Genomic DNA, 17,968 nt, shown 5'->3' with positions numbered 1-17,968 from the left:
CCATGGCACGTGGGGGCGCGATCCCGACCCGAGGCTGAGATGACCGAGACCACATTCACCCCCGGCCCCGACAGCGCCCGCGCCTTTCGCGACGCGCTGGGCTGTTACGGGACCGGCGTGACCGTGATCACGGCACAATCCACGCATGGGCCCGCGGGGATCACCGCCAATTCCTTTGCCTCGGTCTCGCTGGAACCGGCGCTGGTACTGTGGAGCCTGGCCAATGACTCGGCCCGTTTCGGAACTTTCGCCAATACCCGCCACTACGCGATCCATGTGATGGCCGAGGGGCAACATGCAATCGCGCAGCGCTTTGCGCTGGACGGTCTCGACTTTGATGGCGTCGACTGGGCGCCGGGCCTGAACGGGGTGCCGACACTGGTTGGCGCACTGGCGCGGTTCGATTGCGAAATCCAGGCGCGCCATCCGGCGGGCGATCACCTGATCCTGGTCGGCCAGGTGCTGCGCGCCACCCATCGCCCCGGCAAGGGTCTGATGTTCAAGCGCGGCCAATATGGCGGCTTCACCGACCTGCTCTGAAAATCAGGCTCCGCCGCCCCTTTCCTCTTGCCCCAAATATCCCGGAGCGCGAGGCAGCGCCTCGCATCCCGCGCCGCAAGGCGCGGCACCAAAGGCGCGCGCCACAGGCGCTCCTTTTGACAACAACGGGCGCGGCGCTCTATTCGTCGGGCGTGACATGCACCGCCAGCAGGTCCAGCTCGGCCTCCTGAGGCTGGATGGTGCGATAGGCCTCGCGCACACCGGCCTCGGACAGGTCCCGCGCCACCGTCAGCAGCGTGTTGGGGTCGTGACCCTCGCACAGATCGGCCATCTGGGCGATCTCGCCCCGCGCCACCTCCAGCGCCGCCTCGATCGAGGGGGCGCCGTAATGGCTGACGAAATGGCGCGCCAGGTTCTCGGCCAGCGCCGCCACCTCGCCCTCCTCGATCCGAGTGACTGCCACAAAGGTGACCCTCCCGAAGGTCTCCAGCCCCAGCCAGCCATTGGCAAAGGCCTGCCGCGCCTTGCCCTCCAGATCGGCGCCCGACCAGTTCGAGAATTCGAACCCGCCCGAGATGCACCATTCCCCGGTGCGCGCCGGGCTGTGAAAGACCCTGAGGTCGCTTTCGTCGAAATGAATGGCCCGGGCCAGGTTCATGAGGGGTCCTCCAGCAAGGCGGTCAGCGGGATCAGGCGGGTATCGGCACCGGTACGGATCAGCATCCCGAACTTCTCGTCAACACCCAGAAAGGTCCCCGTGCAGTTGGCGCGCGTCACCTCTTCGCCGACGCCACGGGCCAGGCCCATCCATTCGGCGTGCAGCGGCGCGTTGCCCTCGTCCTCCCATCGGTTGATCCAGGTCATCACATGGCGGGTCCAGCTTTCCAGCAGGGTGACAGCGGTCACATCGGCGCAGCCTTCCTCGTAAAGCGCGGTTTCGTCGGGATGCGCACCGGGCATGTCCGAGGTGGGCAGCAGCGCCAGATCGAGCCCGATCACCAGCCAGTCGGGCTGCACCTGCGGATCACGGGTCGAGGCGGCCACGCAAAGCCGCCCGCAGCGCCCGCCGTTGACATGGATATCGCCAGCCCAGTCCAGATGCACCGCCACCTCGGGTGGGGCCAGCGCCCCCAGCGCGTTCTGGAATCCGACCGCACACAGCGGCAGCATCGCCATCGCATCGGCCAGCGCCACCTCGGGCGCCAGCACCAGCGCCGCACGCAGCCGGTCGGCCTGAACACTGTGCACCACCGTCCCGCCATCACAGCCAAGCGCCGCCTGGGCCTGCGCCCGCTCGAACGGGGCGTCACCTCCCTGGGCGGCGACACCCTGCATCAGCGGCGGAAAGGTGGGCGTGCTCATGCCTGTCCCTTGGCGATCAGGTCGCGGGCAATCCTGCGGAAGGCCTCGGCCTGCGGGCTGTCGGGCTTGCTGACCACGATCGGCGCGCCGCCATCGGCGGCGACCCGGATATCCAGATGCAGCGGGATCTCTCCCAGTAGCGGTACGCCCAGTTTCTCGGCCTCGGCCGCGACACCGCCATGACCGAACACATGCTCCTCATGCCCGCAATTGGAACAGATATGCGTCGACATATTCTCGATCATGCCCAGGATCGGCGTCTTGAGCTGGCGGAACATGTCGATCCCCTTGCGGGCGTCGATCAGCGCCACGTCCTGCGGCGTCGACACAATGATGGCCCCATCGACGGCGAATTTCTGGCTCAGCGTCAGTTGCACGTCGCCGGTGCCCGGCGGCAGGTCGACGATCAGCACATCCAGCCCGCCCCATTGCACCTGGTTCATCATCTGTTGCAGCGCGCCCATCAGCATCGGACCGCGCCAGACCACCGCCTGCCCCTCGTTGGTCATCAGCCCCATCGACATCATCGTGACGCCATGATTGCGAAGAGGCAGGATGGTCTTGCCGTCCGGGCTGGCAGGCCGCCCCGACACGCCCAGCATGCGCGGCTGCGACGGGCCATAGACATCGGCGTCGAGCAGGCCGACGCGCCGCCCTTCGGCGGCCAGCGCACAGGCGAGGTTGGCCGACACGGTGGATTTGCCCACGCCGCCCTTGCCCGAGGCGACGGCGACGATGCGGTCGACCCCTGCCACCGGCTGCGGCCCTTGCGGCGCTGCCTTGGCGCGCGGCTTCAGCTCGGGCGGCGCCTTGTCGGAATGCGCCGTCATCATGGCCGAGACCTTGGCCACACCCTCGACCATCTGGGCGGCCTTCTCGGCGGCGGCGCGCACCGGCTCCATCCGCTCGGCCAGCTTGGGGTCGATCTCGATGACAAAGCGCACGGTGTCGCCCTCGACATTGAGCGCGCGCACGATGCCGGCGCTGACGATGTCCTGTCCGGAAACCGGGTCGGTGATCTTCTTGAGATTGGCCAGAACGGCCTCGCGCAGGCTCATGCGTCACCATCCTTGATCAGGCCGGTAACCTCGTGGCTGACATCCAGCCCCTCGATGGTCAGCACCATCCGGGCGCGAAAGGCGCCGCCCTCGGGGCTGCCCGCCTTGCGCAACCCCTCCTCGATCGCCTGCTGGCCGGTGACTCCCACCTGCTTGAGGAACTTGCGCATCGACATGTTGTAATCGCCGCTCATGGCCCGGTCTCTCCTGTATCCCACGCGTCATTTGACGCAGTGCCCGCGCCGCCGTTAGGCTGCGGGACATGCGACATGCCCTCTTGTGCCTCAGCCTGCTCGCCTTCGCCACCCCCTGCAACGCGCAGGAGGCGATTGGTCTTGCCAGCCCAGAGGTTCTGACACGGTCGGGTCTCTTGCAACATATTCTGCCGCGCTTCTCGCTCAAGACCGGAATTCGTGTTGTCGCGGATCCGGTCGGGCCGATGCGACTGGTCAGCGAGGGCGATGGCACCCGCGTGTTCCGGCAGGGCGACACGGTCTATCTGCTCCAGATCGAGGCCGAGCCACGACAGGAGCGGTTTCGCGACTGGCTCCGCTCGGAGATCGGCCAGCGCACGATCGAGAGCTTCACCCCCTCCGAAGGGCCCGCATTCGTCGCGCTGAGGGACGAAGCGGCGGCGGTTGAGACCGTCGATTTCGAAGGCGACGCGGCGCTTGGGGCCAGCCTGGCCCAGGGTAAATGCGGACGCTGCCACGTGACCGGCGCCGAGAACCGGATGAAGGGGATCGGGTCGACCCCGTCTTTCGCGGTGCTGCGCAGCCTGCCCGACTGGGACGCGCGGTTCCAGCAATTCTATGTGCTGCGCCCGCATCCGGCCTTTACCCAGATACCGGGCGTCACCGCGCCGTTTGACGCCGAACGCCCGCCGCCGATCCATCCGGTGACGGTGACGATCGACGAACTGGAGGCGATCCTGGCCTTTGTCGCGGCCACTGGCGCCGCCGATCTGGGCGCGCCGCTGATCGTGAAGTGACAGGCAACACGCGCGAGGGCCGAGGCCGGGCGCCCCGCAGATTTTTCGTCGAAAAATCTGCGCCCCCGGCGGGCGTATTTTGGGCTAAAGGAAGACAAGGGCGTCGTTCAATGGTCCTTGCGCTTGGTAAAATAATCCTCGGTGGTGACGGTTCTCGGTTTAGGGTTGGAGGACAACGGATTGTTTTCCTGCGCAAAATGCGCTCCCACCCGACAATCGTCGCACATCTGGATCATCCGCGCCTGGGCGCTTTGGGCAAACATGGGATGCGTGCCGGCCAGTTTCTCCATGATCCGCTCGACGGTGGAGCGCACCCCGAACAACGCGCCGCATTCGACGCAGGCAAAGGGCTCCTCCTCGTTCAGTACCCGCTGCCCCAGTGCTGCATCGGACAGGTCGAGCCGGGGGACCAGCGTGATCGCCTGTTCCGGGCAGATGGTCCGGCAGATGCCGCATTGCAGGCAGGCGTCCTCCTGAAAGTTCAGTTGCGGCAGGTCGGGATTGTCTATCAGCGCGCCTGAGGGGCAGAGCGACACGCAGCTGAGGCAGAGCGTGCAGGCATCGGTATTCACCGCCACCGCGCCATAGGGGGCGCCCTGGGGCAGGTCCAGCACCGGCCCACCGGGGTTGAGCGCCTGCGCCGCCAGCCGGGTGATCTGACGCCGGTTGCCCAGCGGCAGCACCGGCGTGGCCAGCGCCTCGGGCACCGGCGCCTCATACAGATGATCCGAGAGCGCATCGGGATCGGCAAAGTCGAGCAGCTCCAGCCGCCCTTGCCCGCCAATCGCCTCGGCCAGCGCCAGTTCGCGGATCAGCGCGTCGCGCTCGGTTCGGGGCCCCATGAGGACGGAGAGGCTGGCAAACCCATGCGCCAGCGCCGCCAGCATCTCGGCATGGCCCAGGCCCGACACGGTGCCCAGCTCCAGCGGGATCACATCTGCGGGCAGGCCGCGCCCGAACCGGGCCGCAAGGCGGATCATCTCTCCCCCGTGGGCATCATGCACCAGCAGGCGCGGCGCCGCGCCGCCAGCCGCACGATAGGCGCGCGCCAGCCGCTGCATCCGGGCCAGCAGCGTCGCCACGGTCGGCGCCTCATAGGTGATCGCGGTCGAGGGGCAAAGCGCCGCGCAGGCGCCGCAGCCGGCACAGACCATCGGATCGATCGCCACATGATCGCCCGCCGATGTGATCGCGCCAGTGGGGCAGATGTCGAGGCAGTTTGAACAGCCCCGCTGCCCGGCGCGGGAATGGGCGCACAAACTTTCATCGAGCCGCACGTAGAGCGGTTTCTCGAACGTGCCGGTCAGCTGCACCGCCTCGAGCGCCAGCCGCGCCACCGCCAGCGGATCGCGCGGATCGGCGCGCAGATAGCCCTCGCGCTTGTCGGGAGCCGGGACAAGCGGTGTTCCTGCGGTCAGGTCGATCACGATATCGCAGGCCGAGATCGCGCCGTCACGCGGCGGACCAAAGGCAAACGCGCCCCGCCCGCCCGGGATCAGTTGCCGGAACCCGTCGATCCTGAGGCGAAAGCCGCCCAATGCCCCTTCGACGCGGGTCAGCCGCCCCGCCACCACGTCATAGGCGCGGCTGAGCGGCGGATCGCCCGCGTCCAGCAGCACGGTGACCGCCAACGGCCCGGCCAGCTGTTCGGCCAGATCGCAGGCCACATCCGCCGGACCGACAATCAGGCAGCTCCCCTCGCTGATCACATCGACCGCCGGGGGCGGTGCTACCGGCATCAGCGCCTCGGCGGCCAGCGCCGCCATCTTGGGCCCGGCCTCAGCTCCCTGCTCGGACCAGCCCGCGCGATCGCGCAAATCGACGAAACCGGGCGTTTCGACCCCCAGTTCGGTGGCCAGATCGGTGAATACCGCCTGTTCCTGGCCACAGGCGATCACCACATCGCCCGCCTGCATCAGTTCGGCCGCCCTGGCGATTTCGTCAGTGCACAGCGCTCGAAACACCCGCGAGCAGGACGCGCCGCAGCCGCTGGCGATCTGCTCGCGGTCCAGTGTCTGGCTGCCGCCGCAATCGCATAAAATCAACGTCTCGGTCATGTCGCTCCCCTTTCGCCCGGCGCGCCGGACCACATGCGCGGCCAAGCTTGGCCCAGCCCGGACCGCCGGTAAAGGCCCTGTCGGGATCATCCAACCGGCATCCGCACCGGGGTCGAGTGGTACTAAAGTCCTATTGCGCTTGGGCGGGAATTCACAACCGCGTGTGAAACTGGTCAACTCTTCAGGCCAATCGGGCAAAATGTCTTGGCAGCCCGGATTTTCCGCCCCATAGTTTCCCGGACGGAAAGAAGGGGAGAGCTTTCCGGGGAGGATCATTTGGCCCAGGCCGCCAGAGTTCACATCGAGATGCCGCTGGGCGTTGTCGTCCGCAAGACACCGGGGGTGACCCGCTGGGCCCGGTGGTCTTGGCGCGCGGTTGCGGTGCTGCCGGGCGCGGGACCTGCGGATTGGGCCGAGCTCCGGCGCGAGGGCGAGGCGGTCGAGTATCACGCCGCCACCCTGCCACTGATCCTCTGGGCCGCCGATGCCGAGGCCTACCGGATCAACCTGTCCGATGGCGTGCCCTCGATTTATCTGGTCCTGCGCGAAACCGACCATGCCGACCGCCCGCTCGAGGCGGTACTGGTCACCGCTTCTCCTTACGAGGGGCAGGACTATGCCGATACGGCGGACGATATCGTGGAAAAGATCCCGATGACGCCTGGGCTGGTGGCCTGGGTGCGCGATTTCACCTTGCAGCACCACCATGCCGAACCTTTCGTCAAACGGCGGCGCGACCGCAAGCGGGTGGACCTGGTCGAGGATGGGCGCGGCGACGCGCGCATCCGGCAACAGGGCGATGTCTATCGCGCCCCCAAACGGCGGTTGGTGCAATGAGCGCGCGGGGCGATTTCTGGAGCCGCCGGCGCGCCGGTGTCGCGGCCGAAGAGCGGGCCGAGACGGCCGCGCTCGAGCTGCGCGCCCGGGCCGAGGCACAGGCCGAGCTGGAGCAGCAGGACGATGCCGAGATCCTGGCGCGTCTGGACCTGCCCGATCCCGACCTGCTGCAACCGGGCGACGATGTCAGCCGCTTCATGAGCGAACTGGTGCCCGACCGTCTGCGCCGCCGGGCGCTGCGCCGTCTCTGGCGGCTGAACCCAGTGCTGGCCAATGTGGACGGGCTGGTGGATTACGGCGAGGATTTCACCGATGCGACCCGCGTGATCGAAGGGTTGCAGACCGCCTATCAGGTGGGCCGGGGCATGCTGCGCCATGTCGAGGCGCTGGCGGCACAGGCCGAAGCCGAGGCCGCCCCCGAACCCGACACCGATACGCCCGACCTGCCCACCGAGGAACCGCTGGCCATGGCCGCGACCGAGGCTGCGCCCGCAGCCGAGGCGGGCAACGAGGCGGTCCCCTTGCGGGACCCCGAGGCGCCCGCGCCCCCTGACGCCACCCACCCCGAGGGCGACACCACCGCCCCACCCGCGCCCCGGCGCATGCGCTTCACCTTTGAAGGATAAGGAATGACCCGGACCGAGACAGCCCCAGCACCGATCAGCGACGAGGACCGCCTGCGTGCGGATTTCTACAATTTCCTCGGCCTGCTTCTGTCGGCCCCGCCCGACCAGCTGCTGCTCGACCAGATCGCGGGCCTTTCCGGAGACGAGACCGATCTGGGCCAGGCCATCGGGGCGCTGGCCCGGGTGGCGCGGGTGACCAAGCCCGCCGCCGCAGAACGCGAGTTCAACGCGCTGTTCATCGGGCTGGGACGGGGCGAACTGTTGCCTTATGCCAGCTATTACCTGACCGGTTTCCTGAACGAAAAGCCGCTGGCCCAGCTGCGCCAGGACATGGCTGCCCGCGCCATCACCCGCGCGCCCAACGTATTCGAGCCCGAGGACAATATCGCCTCGCTGATGGAGATGATGGCGGGCATGATCGTGGGGCGGTTCTCAACCCCGGCCCCGCTGGCCGACCAGCGCTTGTTCTGGTCGCGCCATATCGGCCCCTGGGCGGGGCATTTCTATTCGGATTTGGAAGGCGCCGAAGCCTCGGTCCTCTATGCCTCGGTCGGCGCCGCCGGCCGCGTGTTCATGGAGATCGAGCGCGAAGCCTTCCGGATGACGGCGGCCTGAGCCGCCTTTCGCCGGCATCCCCCGCCAAAGGGGGGCGCCAGACCCGCAAATGGAACAGGAGGTTTCCATGAGCAAGAAGACCAGAGAAGACGGCGCCAGCCGCCGGGACTTCCTGAAACTGGCCGGAACGGCGGCTCCTGCGGCGGTGGCCGCGGCGGCCCTGGGGAGCGAGGCCGAGGCAGCGGCGCTGCCCACCGACGAGACCCGCCTTCAAGACACCGCGCATACCCGCGCCTATCTGGACAGCGCCCGTTTCTGACGAATGGACGCCGTCATCCCCCGGCAGACGGTTGCGTGAGGCCCTGACGCCGGTTCCAACAGGTACCAAGCCAGCCACAACCAGTGGCCAGCACGGGAGGTAGAAGATGCTAAGGAAAAAGACCAACGGGGTTGCGCGACGCCCCCAGCGGAACTCGATCCTGTCCCAGGTCGGCGACAGCCATGTCGACCGCCGCGCGTTCCTGCGCGGTTCGGGTCTGGCGATCGGCGGCCTGGCCGCGATCAGCGCCACGGGCGGAACCGTGACGCAGGCCAGCGCCCAGACAGCCGCCGGATCGGCGGTTGAGACCGTGAAATCCGTCTGCACCCATTGTTCGGTGGGCTGCACCGTCGTCGCCGAAGTCAAGAACGGCGTCTGGATCGGGCAAGAGCCCGGCTGGGACAGCCCGTTCAACCTGGGCGCCCATTGCGCCAAGGGGGCCTCGGTCCGCGAGCACGCCCATGGCGAACGCCGCCTGAAGTACCCGATGAAGAAAGAGGGTGGCGAGTGGAAGCAGATCAGCTGGGAACAGGCCATCGACGAGATCGGCGACGGCATGATGAAGATCCGCGCCGAAAGCGGCCCGGACAGCGTCTATTGGCTGGGTTCGGCCAAGCACAATAACGAACAGGCCTATCTGTTCCGCAAGTTCGCCGCCTATTGGGGCACGAACAACGTGGATCACCAGGCCCGTATCTGTCACTCGACGACCGTTGCAGGTGTTGCCAACACCTGGGGCTATGGCGCGATGACGAACAGCTATAACGACATCCACAATTCCAAGGCCATCTTCATCATCGGCGGCAACCCGGCCGAGGCGCACCCCGTCTCGCTGCTGCATGTGCTGAAGGCCAAGGAACAGAACAACGCGCCGCTCATCGTCTGTGATCCGCGCTTTACCCGTACGGCCGCGCATGCCGATGAATATGTGCGTTTCCGCCCCGGTACGGACGTGGCCCTGATCTGGGGCATCCTGTGGCACATCTTCGAAAACGGCTGGGAAGACAAGGAGTTCATCCGCACCCGTGTCTGGGGCATGGACCAGATCAAGGCCGAGGTGGCCAACTGGACACCCGAAGAGACCGAGCGCGTGACCGGTGTGCCCGGCAGCCAGCTGAAACGTGTGGCCCGTACCATGGCCAACAACCGTCCCGGCACCGTGATCTGGTGCATGGGCGGCACCCAGCACACCAATGGCAACAACAACACCCGCGCCTATTGCGTGCTCCAGCTGGCGCTGGGCAACATGGGCACCTCGGGTGGCGGCACCAATATCTTCCGTGGCCATGACAACGTGCAGGGCGCAACCGATCTGGGCGTGCTCAGCCACACCCTGCCCGGCTATTACGGCCTGACCGCCGGTGCCTGGGCCCATTGGGCGCGTGTCTGGGGCGAGGATCTGGACTGGCTCAAGGGACAGTTCGCCTCGATCAAGGACAAGGATGGCAAGGACAAGCCGCTGATGAACGAAAGCGGCATCCCGGTCAGCCGCTGGATCGACGGCGTTCTGGAAGATCCGGCCAACATGGATCAGGACAACAATGTCCGTGCCATGGTGCTGTGGGGCCACGCGCCCAACAGCCAGACCCGCGGGCCGGAAATGAAGACGGCGATGGAAAAGCTCGACATGCTTGTCGTGATCGACCCCTATCCCACCGTCTCGGCCGTCATGCATGACCGCACCGACGGGGTCTATCTGCTGCCTGCGTGCACGCAGTTCGAAACCCGTGGCTCGGTCACCGCCTCCAATCGTTCGCTGCAATGGCGCGACAAGGTGGTCGATCCGCTGTTCGAAAGCCTGCCGGACGAGGTCATCATCGCCAAGTTCGCCAACAAGTTCGGCTGGGCCGACCGGCTGTTCCGCAATATCGAGATGGACGATGCGGAGACCCCGAATGTCGAAAGCATCACCCGCGAGTTCAACGCGGGGCTTTGGACGATCGGCTATACCGGCCAGTCGCCCGAGCGGCTCAAGAGCCACATGGCCAATCAGCACACCTTCGACCGCACGACATTGCAAGCGGTGGGCGGTCCCAACGATGGTGAATACTATGGTCTGCCATGGCCCTGCTGGGGCACGGCGGAAATGGGCCATCCCGGCACGCCGAACCTCTATGACATGTCCAAACCGGTGGCCGAGGGCGGGCTTTGCTTCCGCGCCCGGTTCGGGGTGGAACGTGACGGTGACAACCTGCTGGCCGAGGGCGTGTCGAACCCGGGCGCCGAAATTCAGGACGGATACCCTGAATTCACCATGCAGATGCTGATGGATCTGGGATGGGACGGCGATCTGACGGGTGAGGAACGTGCCGCCATCGACGCGGTGGCCGGACCCAAGACCAACTGGAAGACCGACCTTTCGGGCGGTATCCAGCGGGTGGCGATCAAGCATGGTTGCGCGCCCTTCGGCAATGCCAAGGCCCGCGCCGTGGTCTGGACCTTCCCCGACCCGATCCCGCTGCATCGCGAGCCGCTCTATACCAACCGGCGCGACCTGGTGGCGGATTATCCCACCTATGAGGACCGGCATGCCTATCGCCTGCCCACCCTCTATGCCTCGATCCAGAAGAACGACTTTTCAAAGGATTACCCGATAATCCTTACGTCGGGACGTCTGGTCGAATACGAGGGTGGCGGGGAAGAGACCCGGTCGAACCCCTGGCTGGCCGAATTGCAGCAGGACATGTTCGTCGAGATCAACCCGCGCGATGCCAACAATCTGGGCATTCGCGACGGGCAGCAGGTCTGGGTCGAGGGTCCCGAGGGCGGCAAGGTCAAGGTGATGGCGATGCTGACCGAACGGGTCGGTGCCGGCGTGGCCTTCATGCCGTTCCATTTCGGCGGTCACTTCCAGGGCGCCGATCTGCGCGAGAAATACCCCAAGGGCGCCGATCCCTATGTGTTGGGCGAGGCCTCGAATACCGCGCAGACCTATGGCTATGACTCGGTGACCCAGATGCAGGAGACCAAGGCCACTCTCTGCAAGATCTCGGCAGCGTAAGGAGGACTGAAAATGGCAAGAGCAAAGTTTCTCTGTGACGCCGAGCGCTGCATCGAGTGCAACGCCTGCGTGACCGCCTGCAAGAACGAGCACGAAGTGCCCTGGGGCATCAACCGCCGCAGGGTGGTTACGATCAATGACGGCAAACCGGGCGAACGCTCGATCTCGGTGGCCTGCATGCATTGCTCGGACGCCCCCTGTATGGCGGTCTGCCCGGTGGACTGCTTCTATCAGACCGAAGACGGTGTGGTGTTGCATTCCAAGGATCTGTGCATCGGCTGTGGCTATTGCTTCTACGCGTGCCCGTTTGGCGCGCCGCAATATCCGCAGGCGGGCAACTTCGGATCGCGCGGCAAGATGGACAAGTGCACCTTCTGCGCCGGTGGCCCGGAAGAGACCCATTCGACGGCCGAATTCGCCAAATACGGGCGCAACCGGATCGCCGAGGGCAAGCTGCCCATCTGCGCCGAGATGTGTTCGACCAAGGCACTGCTGGCCGGTGACGGCGACGTGGTCTCGGCCATCTACCGCGAACGCGTCGTGGCGCGCGGCTTTGGTACAGGCGCCTGGGGCTGGGGCACCGCCTATGACCAGAAGGGCGGCTGAGGCTGCCTGATCCCCTGCGGCGCATCAAATTTGCGCCGCAGGACCAAGAATTTTCTGCGAAAATTCTCGCGCCGCCGCGCTGTTTCGCGGCTTTCCGGCGGTGCGGTTTGCACATGAGGTTCCGATGCCGGTTCTGCGACTTCTGATCTGTCTGCTCTGTCTGGCCCTGCCCGCCGTGGCGCAGGAGGGGGCACCGGACCGCTCCGCCACCGGCGGCGCCACCACGCTAGAGGATATTCTGGCCCGCCAGCGGGGCGAAAAGGTCGACGATGCCTATCGCGCCACCGATACCGGCAGCCAGACCGCGCCGCTTGAGGCTCAGCTGGGCGTACGCGGCGGTGCCTCGGACAGCGAGATTTTTCGCGCCCTGCGCTATGGCGCGGCGGATGTCACCGTCTCGGCGCGCGGACCTGCCGCCGATGTGATCATCCAGGACGATGGCATGTGGTGGCTGAGCCTGCGCGAAGGCGCGCTGCGCGATTATGGCACCTATGCGCTGGCTGGCATGATCGTGGTGCTGGCGCTATTCTATCTGCTGCGCGGCCGCATCCGCATCGACGGCGCCAGGACCGGGCGCAGCGTCACCCGTTTCGCCGCCTTCGAGCGGTTCGGACACTGGCTGTTTGCCGGGTCGTTCCTGGTACTGGCGGTGTCGGGGCTGATCACGCTTTATGGGCGCGACGTCCTGATCCCGCTGTTGGGCAAGGAGGCCTTTGCCACCCTCGCGCTGGCCTGCAAATGGGTGCATAACAACATCGCCTGGGCCTTCATGATCGGTCTGGCCATCGTGACGGTGAACTGGATCGCCCATAACATCCCCAACCGGCACGACCTGAAATGGCTGGCCGTGGGCGGTGGCCTGTTCAGCAAGGGGCTGCACCCGCCCGCGAAAAAGTTCAATGCCGGGCAAAAGATCATCTTCTGGCTGTGCATCCTGCTGGGCCTGTCGATCTCGCTCTCGGGCCTGTCGCTGCTGTTTCCCTTTGAAATGCCGATGTTTGCCAAGACCTTTGCGCTGGCCAATGCAACCGGCCTGCCGCAGGCCATGGGCCTGTCCCTGCCCGAGGTGATGACCCCGCATCAGGAGATGCAATATGCACAGCTCTGGCACCTGATCGTGGCCTTTGCGTTCATCACCATCATCATCGCCCATATCTATCTGGGCTCGCTGGGGATGGAGGGCGCATTCGATGCCATGGGTTCGGGCGAGGTCGAGGAGCAATGGGCGCGCGAGCACCATTCGCTGTGGCTGGACGAGGTGAAATCGGCCGAGGCCAGCAAGGCCAGGCCCAGCCCGGCGGAATGATGCGCGCGCTGGCGCTGGCGCTGCTGCTCTGGCCCGCCTGCGCGGCGGCAGAGTTCTTCACCCTCAAGGGGCACGGCGGGCCGGTGATGGGCATTGCCGTCGGCCCGGAGGGGCAGATCGCCACCGCCAGTTTCGACAATTCCGTGGGGCTGTGGACCGGGCGGGCGCCGCATTGGTTCGAAGGGCACGAGGCCGCCGTCAATACGGTGGCGTTTCAGGGTGGCGTGCTCTACTCGGCAGGCGACGATTTCACCCTGCGCCGCTGGCCCGAAGGCACCATCCTGGGCCGCCACAAGGGCAAGATCACCGGTCTTGCCCTGTCGGAGACCCTCGCCGCCACCGCCAGCTGGGACGGAACCATCGGCCTCTGGCCGCTGGACAGCAGGGCACCGCGCAGCCTTGATGCCGCCAGCGGGGTCAACGCGGTCGCCTTTTCTCCCGATGGTACGCTGCTTTACTCTGCCGGCATGGATGGCGTGCTGCGGCTATGGGATGTCGCGAGCGGCAGCGAATTGCGCCAGATCACCCGGCACGGGTTCGGCATCAACGAGATCGTACTGAATGACGCAGACGGCTGGCTGGCCTATGGCGCGGTCGATGGGGTGACGCGGATTCTCGACCTTGCCACCGGGGCCGAGCGCGACTTTACCCTCGACCGTCGCCCGGTTCTGGCGCTGGCGCTCAGCCCCGATCGCAGCCAGCTCGCGGTGGGCGATGGCGAAGGCTATATCATGGTGATCGACACCGCCAGCTGGCGCATCGCCCGCGACTTCCGCGCCACCCTGCGCGGGCCGGTCTGGGCGCTGGCCTTTTCGCCGGATGGCGCGAATATCCATGCAGGCGGCATCGACGACACCATGTACAGCTGGCCGGTGGCCTCACTCTCGGAACATGGCAAGATGGCGAGCGGCGAGCGCAGCTTTCTGAAGGACCCCGACCAGATGGACAATGGCGAGCGCCAGTTTGCCCGCAAATGCTCGATCTGCCACGCGCTGACGCCCGAGGGCGGGCGGCGCGCCGGGCCGACGCTGTACCGGGTCTTTGGCCGCCGCGCCGGCACCCTGCCCGGCTATCTCTATTCCGACACGCTGGCGGGTTCGGATATCGTCTGGACCGAGGAGAGCATCAATTCGCTTTTCGATCTGGGCCCGGACCATTACATTCCGGGGTCAAAGATGCCCATGCAACGGATCACCGGCGCCCAGGACCGCGCCGACCTGATCGCCTATCTGCGCCGGGCCACCCTGGCAAAGGAGTCCCCATGAAAGCCTTTCTCAGCGCCGTTGTCCTGATGGCCGTCATCACCGTCGCCGCGCCGCAAGTGCTGAGCCGTGCCGGTTTCTCGGCCGCCGAGCGCGGCACCGGGGCGGATGTGCGTCTCGACTGAATGGCCGAGTTCCTGACCACCCGAGAGCTGGCCGATCTGCTCAGGATCGGCGAGCGCAAGGCCTATGACCTCGCCGCCTCGGGCGAGGTGCCGCATGTGCGCGCCATGGGCAAGCTGCTGTTTCCCCGGGCCGAGGTGCTGGCCTGGCTCAATGCCTCGCGCGCGGGGCCGCGGGTGGCCGAGCCGCCCCTGCCCCCGATCCTGGCGGGCAGCCACGATCCGCTGCTCGACTGGGCGCTGCGAGAGAGCGGCGCGGGGCTGGCCACCTATTATGACGGCTCGTTCGACGGGCTGACCCGGCTGAAGGAGCGCAAGGCGCAGGCCGCCGCGCTGCATATCCGCGAGGCAGACGGGTTCAACACCGCCTCGCTGCGCGACGCGCTGGGAGAGGCGCCGGTGGTGCTGATCGAGATCGCGCGACGTCAGCGTGGGCTGCTGCTGGCCCCGGGGGTCAGCGGTATCACCGGACTGGCCGATCTGCGCGGGCGCCGGGTGGCGATGCGCCAGTCCAGCGCCGCCAGCCAGCACCTGTTCCTTGCTGAACTGGAGAACCTGGGGATCACCCCCGCCGATCTTGCCCCCGACCCCGCCTGCGCCCGAACCGAAGAGGATCTGGCCATGCTGCTGCAATCGGGCAAGGCCGAGGCGGGGTTCGGCCTGGGCGCGCTGGCCTCTCCGCACGGGCTGGGCTTCCTGCCCACCCATGAGGAACGCTTCGATCTGGCGATCTGGCGACGCGCCGCGTTCGACCCGCCGATGACGCGCCTGATGAGCTTCCTGCGCGGCCCCGCCTTCGCGACCCGCGCCACCGAGATGGGGGGCTATGACCTCAGCGGCCTTGGCACCGTGCATCACAACGGCGCCAGCGGCTGATCGAAACAGGGGCAGCACCAGACAGTGCCGCCCCTTCATTTCGCTCCAGATGCTCCCGCCGGAGGCGAGATTTTTCGTCGAAAAATCTCTCCCTGCCGATAGCGAATGCGCTCACTTGGCGTTGGGAAAGAACAGCTGTTGGCCGTCCAGCGTATAGCCCGCAATCGCCGCCTGCCCCTCGTCACCGGTCAGCCAGTCGATGAACCGCTGCCCTGCTTCGGCCTTGACGCCGGGGTGTTTGGCTGGGTTGACCAGGATCACGCCATACTGGTTGAACAGCCGTGCGTCGCCCTCGACCGCCACCACCAGATCGCCCTTGTTGCCAAAGGCGATCCAGGTAGCGCGGTCGCTCAGCGCATAGGCACCCATGCCGGCCGCCAGGTTCAGCGTCGCCCCCATGCCCGAGCCGGTCTCGCGATACCACCCGCCCGAGGCGGCGCTCACATCGATACCCGCGCTGGCCCAGTGGCGCAGCTCGGCCTTGTGGGTGCCGCTGTCATCTCCGCGCGAGGCAAAGGGCGCTTCGGCCCCGGCAATCGCGCTCAGCGCCGCAACGATATCGCTGCCACCGCGCACCCCCGCCGGATCCGAGGCCGGGCCGACCAGCACGAAGTCGTTATACATGACATCGAAGCGTTCGACGCCCCAGCCCTCGGCCACGAATTTCTCTTCCGCCGCCTTGGCATGAACCAGCAGCACGTCGCCATCGCCATTGGCCGCATTGCGGATCGCCTGGCCGGTGCCCACCGCGACCACCCGCACCTCGATGCCGGTCTCGGCCTCAAACGCGGGCAGGATATGATCCAGCAGGCCCGAGTTCTGGGTCGAGGTTGTGGATTGTACCACGATGAAGTCACCCGCCTGTGCCAGCGAGCCCGCCATCAGGCCAAGCACAAGCGCGCCCATGCGGAAAACACTTCCGATCATATCCAGTCTCCGTAAATGTTCAGAAAATCAGCTCTCCGGCCAGGAAACGGCGCACCGCGCCATTGGCCGGGTCGTCCAGCACCTGCGCGGCGGGGCCTTGTTCGACCACCTGCCCGCCCATCATCACCACCACATCCGCCGCCAGCCGACGGGCCTGGCCGATATCATGGGTCACCATCACGATCCGCACGCCCCGGGTGCTGGCGCGCAGCACCAACGCCTCGATCGCCTGGGTCGCACCCGGGTCAAGCGCGCTGGTGGGCTCGTCCAGAAACAGCACCTCGGGCTCGGTCGCCAGCGCGCGCAGGATCGCCAACCGCTGCGCCTCGCCCACCGAGAGCGAGCGCGCACTCTGCCCGCCTCGCGACTGCAAGCCGCCCTCCGCCAGCAGATCCGCGATCCGGTCCTGGCGCTGCCGACGGGCCAGACCCCGGCGGCGCAGGACGAAATCGAGATTGCCCGCCACCGAGCGGCGCAGCATCACAGGTCGCTGGAACACCATGGCCTGGCGCGCCCGCTCGTCACCGTCTAGCGGGCGCCCGTTCTGCCGCACGGCGCCGACATCGGCCCCGATCAGCCCGTGCAGGCAGCGCAACAGCAGGCTCTTGCCCGCCCCGTTCGGCCCCAGGATCACGGTCGGCCCCGGCCCGCCCAACCGCAGATGCGCCACATCCAGCAGGCGCTGACCGCCGCGCGCGATACGCAGGCCCTGCGCCTCGATCATCAGCCCGCTTTCCTCGACCAGGTCACGCATGGGCCATCACCTCGGCCCGGCTGCGCGCGCCCAGCAGGCTGACCAGCGCATTGACCGCGATGGCGATACCGATCAGCACCGCCCCAAGCGCCAGCGCCAGTGCCAGATTGCCCTTGGAGGTCTCAAGCGCGATGGCGGTGGTCATCACCCGCGTCACATGGTTGATATTGCCCCCGACGATGATCACCGCGCCCACTTCGGCAATGGCGCGGCCGAACCCGGCCAGAACTGCGGTCAGCAGGGCCACCCGCCCGTCCCACAACAGCACCGGCACCGTGGCCAGCCGCGACAGGCCCAGGCTGCGCATCTGTTCGGCATATTCGGCATCCAGCATCTCGACCACCTGCCGGGTCAGAGCGGCGATGATCGGGGTGACCAGCACCACCTGCGCAATGATCATCGCGGTTGGCGTGTAGAGCAGTTGCAACACCCCAAGCGGGCCCGAGCGCGACAGCATCAGATAGACAAGCAGCCCCACCACCACCGGCGGCAGCCCCATCAGCGCATTGACCAGAACCACCAGCGCGCGCCGACCCGGGAAGCGTCCCACCGCCAGCGCCGCGCCCAGCGGCATACCGATCAGCGCCGCAAACAGAACCGCAAGCAGCGACACCCGCAACGACAAAGCGACAATGCCCAGCAGTTCGGAATCACCGGCCAGGATCAAGGTAAACGCAGCTTGCATTTCTTGCGCAAAACTTTGCATTATTTCCCTGGTTGCTCTCTCTTGGACTCAAATCGCGTTATCTTGCAGTGATTTTCATATCATGCCCCTGCATATCGTCCCAAACAAAACCGACATTCCCGC

Annotated in this window: 20 protein-coding genes; 12 read left to right on the top strand and 8 right to left on the bottom strand. The window is 66.7% G+C overall.

Annotated elements, in window-relative coordinates; genetic code table 11:
* Window positions 1-39: 39 nt before the first annotated feature.
* The gene (locus SPO_RS09190) at window positions 40-540 is read left to right on the top strand and encodes a flavin reductase family protein (RefSeq protein ID WP_011047539.1); all 501 of its coding nucleotides are present in this window, start codon (window positions 40-42) and stop codon (window positions 538-540) included.
* Between the two features lie 139 nt (window positions 541-679).
* On the opposite strand, the gene SPO_RS09185 is transcribed toward SPO_RS09190, so the two are convergent.
* From SPO_RS09185 to SPO_RS09170, 4 genes are read right to left on the bottom strand one after another with little or no spacing between them, the layout of a single operon-like run.
* Window positions 680-1,159 carry a DUF6505 family protein gene (locus SPO_RS09185; RefSeq protein WP_011047538.1) on the bottom strand — a complete coding sequence of 160 codons (480 nt, stop codon included), beginning with the start codon at window positions 1,157-1,159 and terminating at the stop codon, window positions 680-682.
* Entirely contained in the window at window positions 1,156-1,863 is a 708-nt protein-coding gene (locus SPO_RS09180; protein WP_011047537.1) for a DUF4444 domain-containing protein, read from the bottom strand. Before SPO_RS09180 ends, SPO_RS09185 begins: the two co-directional genes overlap by 4 nt.
* Window positions 1,860-2,921 carry an Mrp/NBP35 family ATP-binding protein gene (locus tag SPO_RS09175; RefSeq protein WP_011047536.1) on the bottom strand — a complete coding sequence of 354 codons (1,062 nt, stop codon included), beginning with the start codon at window positions 2,919-2,921 and terminating at the stop codon, window positions 1,860-1,862. The genes SPO_RS09180 and SPO_RS09175 overlap by 4 nt, the downstream gene beginning before the upstream one ends.
* On the bottom strand, window positions 2,918-3,115 hold the full coding sequence (locus SPO_RS09170) for a DUF6494 family protein (RefSeq protein ID WP_044028188.1): 198 nt from the start codon (window positions 3,113-3,115) through the stop codon (window positions 2,918-2,920). Before SPO_RS09170 ends, SPO_RS09175 begins: the two co-directional genes overlap by 4 nt.
* A 68-nt stretch (window positions 3,116-3,183) precedes the next feature.
* Here SPO_RS09170 and SPO_RS09165 point away from each other — a divergent pair, with 68 nt between their 5' ends.
* On the top strand, window positions 3,184-3,912 hold the full coding sequence (locus tag SPO_RS09165; protein ID WP_011047534.1) for a hypothetical protein: 729 nt from the start codon (window positions 3,184-3,186) through the stop codon (window positions 3,910-3,912).
* Between the two features lie 107 nt (window positions 3,913-4,019).
* On the opposite strand, the gene SPO_RS09160 is transcribed toward SPO_RS09165, so the two are convergent.
* Window positions 4,020-5,969 carry a 4Fe-4S binding protein gene (locus SPO_RS09160; RefSeq protein WP_011047533.1) on the bottom strand — a complete coding sequence of 650 codons (1,950 nt, stop codon included), beginning with the start codon at window positions 5,967-5,969 and terminating at the stop codon, window positions 4,020-4,022.
* Between the two features lie 276 nt (window positions 5,970-6,245).
* On the opposite strand from SPO_RS09160, the gene SPO_RS09155 reads away from it, so the two are divergent.
* The 10 genes from SPO_RS09155 (at window position 6,246) to SPO_RS09115 (ending at window position 15,479) form a co-directional block, all read left to right on the top strand.
* The gene (locus tag SPO_RS09155) at window positions 6,246-6,806 is read left to right on the top strand and encodes a DUF3305 domain-containing protein (RefSeq protein WP_044028187.1); all 561 of its coding nucleotides are present in this window, start codon (window positions 6,246-6,248) and stop codon (window positions 6,804-6,806) included.
* Window positions 6,803-7,432, top strand: coding sequence for a DUF3306 domain-containing protein (locus SPO_RS09150; RefSeq protein WP_011047532.1), 630 nt, complete (start codon window positions 6,803-6,805; stop codon window positions 7,430-7,432). Before SPO_RS09155 ends, SPO_RS09150 begins: the two co-directional genes overlap by 4 nt.
* Before the next feature lie 3 nt (window positions 7,433-7,435).
* Window positions 7,436-8,047 (top strand): TorD/DmsD family molecular chaperone, encoded by a 612-nt coding sequence (locus tag SPO_RS09145; RefSeq protein WP_011047531.1) that lies wholly within the window; start codon window positions 7,436-7,438, stop codon window positions 8,045-8,047.
* Window positions 8,048-8,114: 67 nt separating this feature from the next.
* Window positions 8,115-8,306 (top strand): twin-arginine translocation signal domain-containing protein, encoded by a 192-nt coding sequence (locus SPO_RS09140; protein WP_011047530.1) that lies wholly within the window; start codon window positions 8,115-8,117, stop codon window positions 8,304-8,306.
* A 106-nt stretch (window positions 8,307-8,412) separates the two neighbouring features.
* On the top strand, window positions 8,413-11,307 hold the full coding sequence (locus SPO_RS09135; RefSeq protein ID WP_011047529.1) for a formate dehydrogenase subunit alpha: 2,895 nt from the start codon (window positions 8,413-8,415) through the stop codon (window positions 11,305-11,307).
* Window positions 11,308-11,319: 12 nt separating this feature from the next.
* On the top strand, window positions 11,320-11,913 hold the full coding sequence (gene fdh3B / locus SPO_RS09130; protein WP_011047528.1) for a formate dehydrogenase FDH3 subunit beta: 594 nt from the start codon (window positions 11,320-11,322) through the stop codon (window positions 11,911-11,913).
* Window positions 11,914-12,037: 124 nt separating this feature from the next.
* Complete coding sequence (locus tag SPO_RS09125; protein ID WP_011047527.1) at window positions 12,038-13,219, top strand: formate dehydrogenase subunit gamma; 1,182 nt, start codon at window positions 12,038-12,040, stop codon at window positions 13,217-13,219.
* A complete protein-coding gene (locus SPO_RS09120) occupies window positions 13,219-14,484 on the top strand; it encodes a c-type cytochrome (protein ID WP_044029198.1) in 1,266 nt (421 codons plus the stop codon). Before SPO_RS09125 ends, SPO_RS09120 begins: the two co-directional genes overlap by 1 nt.
* On the top strand, window positions 14,481-14,606 hold the full coding sequence (locus SPO_RS23425; protein ID WP_268957406.1) for a hypothetical protein: 126 nt from the start codon (window positions 14,481-14,483) through the stop codon (window positions 14,604-14,606). Before SPO_RS09120 ends, SPO_RS23425 begins: the two co-directional genes overlap by 4 nt.
* The gene (locus SPO_RS09115; RefSeq protein WP_011047525.1) at window positions 14,607-15,479 is read left to right on the top strand and encodes a helix-turn-helix transcriptional regulator; all 873 of its coding nucleotides are present in this window, start codon (window positions 14,607-14,609) and stop codon (window positions 15,477-15,479) included.
* A 111-nt stretch (window positions 15,480-15,590) separates the two neighbouring features.
* Here the strand turns inward: SPO_RS09115 and SPO_RS09110 are convergent, their stop codons facing one another.
* From SPO_RS09110 to SPO_RS09100, 3 genes are read right to left on the bottom strand one after another with little or no spacing between them, the layout of a single operon-like run.
* Window positions 15,591-16,406 carry an extracellular solute-binding protein gene (locus SPO_RS09110; RefSeq protein ID WP_011047524.1) on the bottom strand — a complete coding sequence of 272 codons (816 nt, stop codon included), beginning with the start codon at window positions 16,404-16,406 and terminating at the stop codon, window positions 15,591-15,593.
* 19 nt (window positions 16,407-16,425) lie between these two features.
* Window positions 16,426-17,160 (bottom strand): ATP-binding cassette domain-containing protein, encoded by a 735-nt coding sequence (locus SPO_RS09105; RefSeq protein ID WP_011047523.1) that lies wholly within the window; start codon window positions 17,158-17,160, stop codon window positions 16,426-16,428.
* Window positions 17,153-17,866, bottom strand: a complete 714-nt coding sequence (locus SPO_RS09100; RefSeq protein ID WP_011047522.1) for an ABC transporter permease — start codon at window positions 17,864-17,866, stop codon at window positions 17,153-17,155. Before SPO_RS09100 ends, SPO_RS09105 begins: the two co-directional genes overlap by 8 nt.
* Window positions 17,867-17,968 lie beyond the last annotated feature (102 nt).

The organism is Ruegeria pomeroyi DSS-3, assembly GCF_000011965.2.
Taxonomy (GTDB): Bacteria; Pseudomonadota; Alphaproteobacteria; order Rhodobacterales; family Rhodobacteraceae; genus Ruegeria_B; species Ruegeria_B pomeroyi.
The sequence above is the reverse complement of the archived record's forward strand: the minus strand, read 5'-3'. Positions and strand labels throughout refer to the sequence as shown.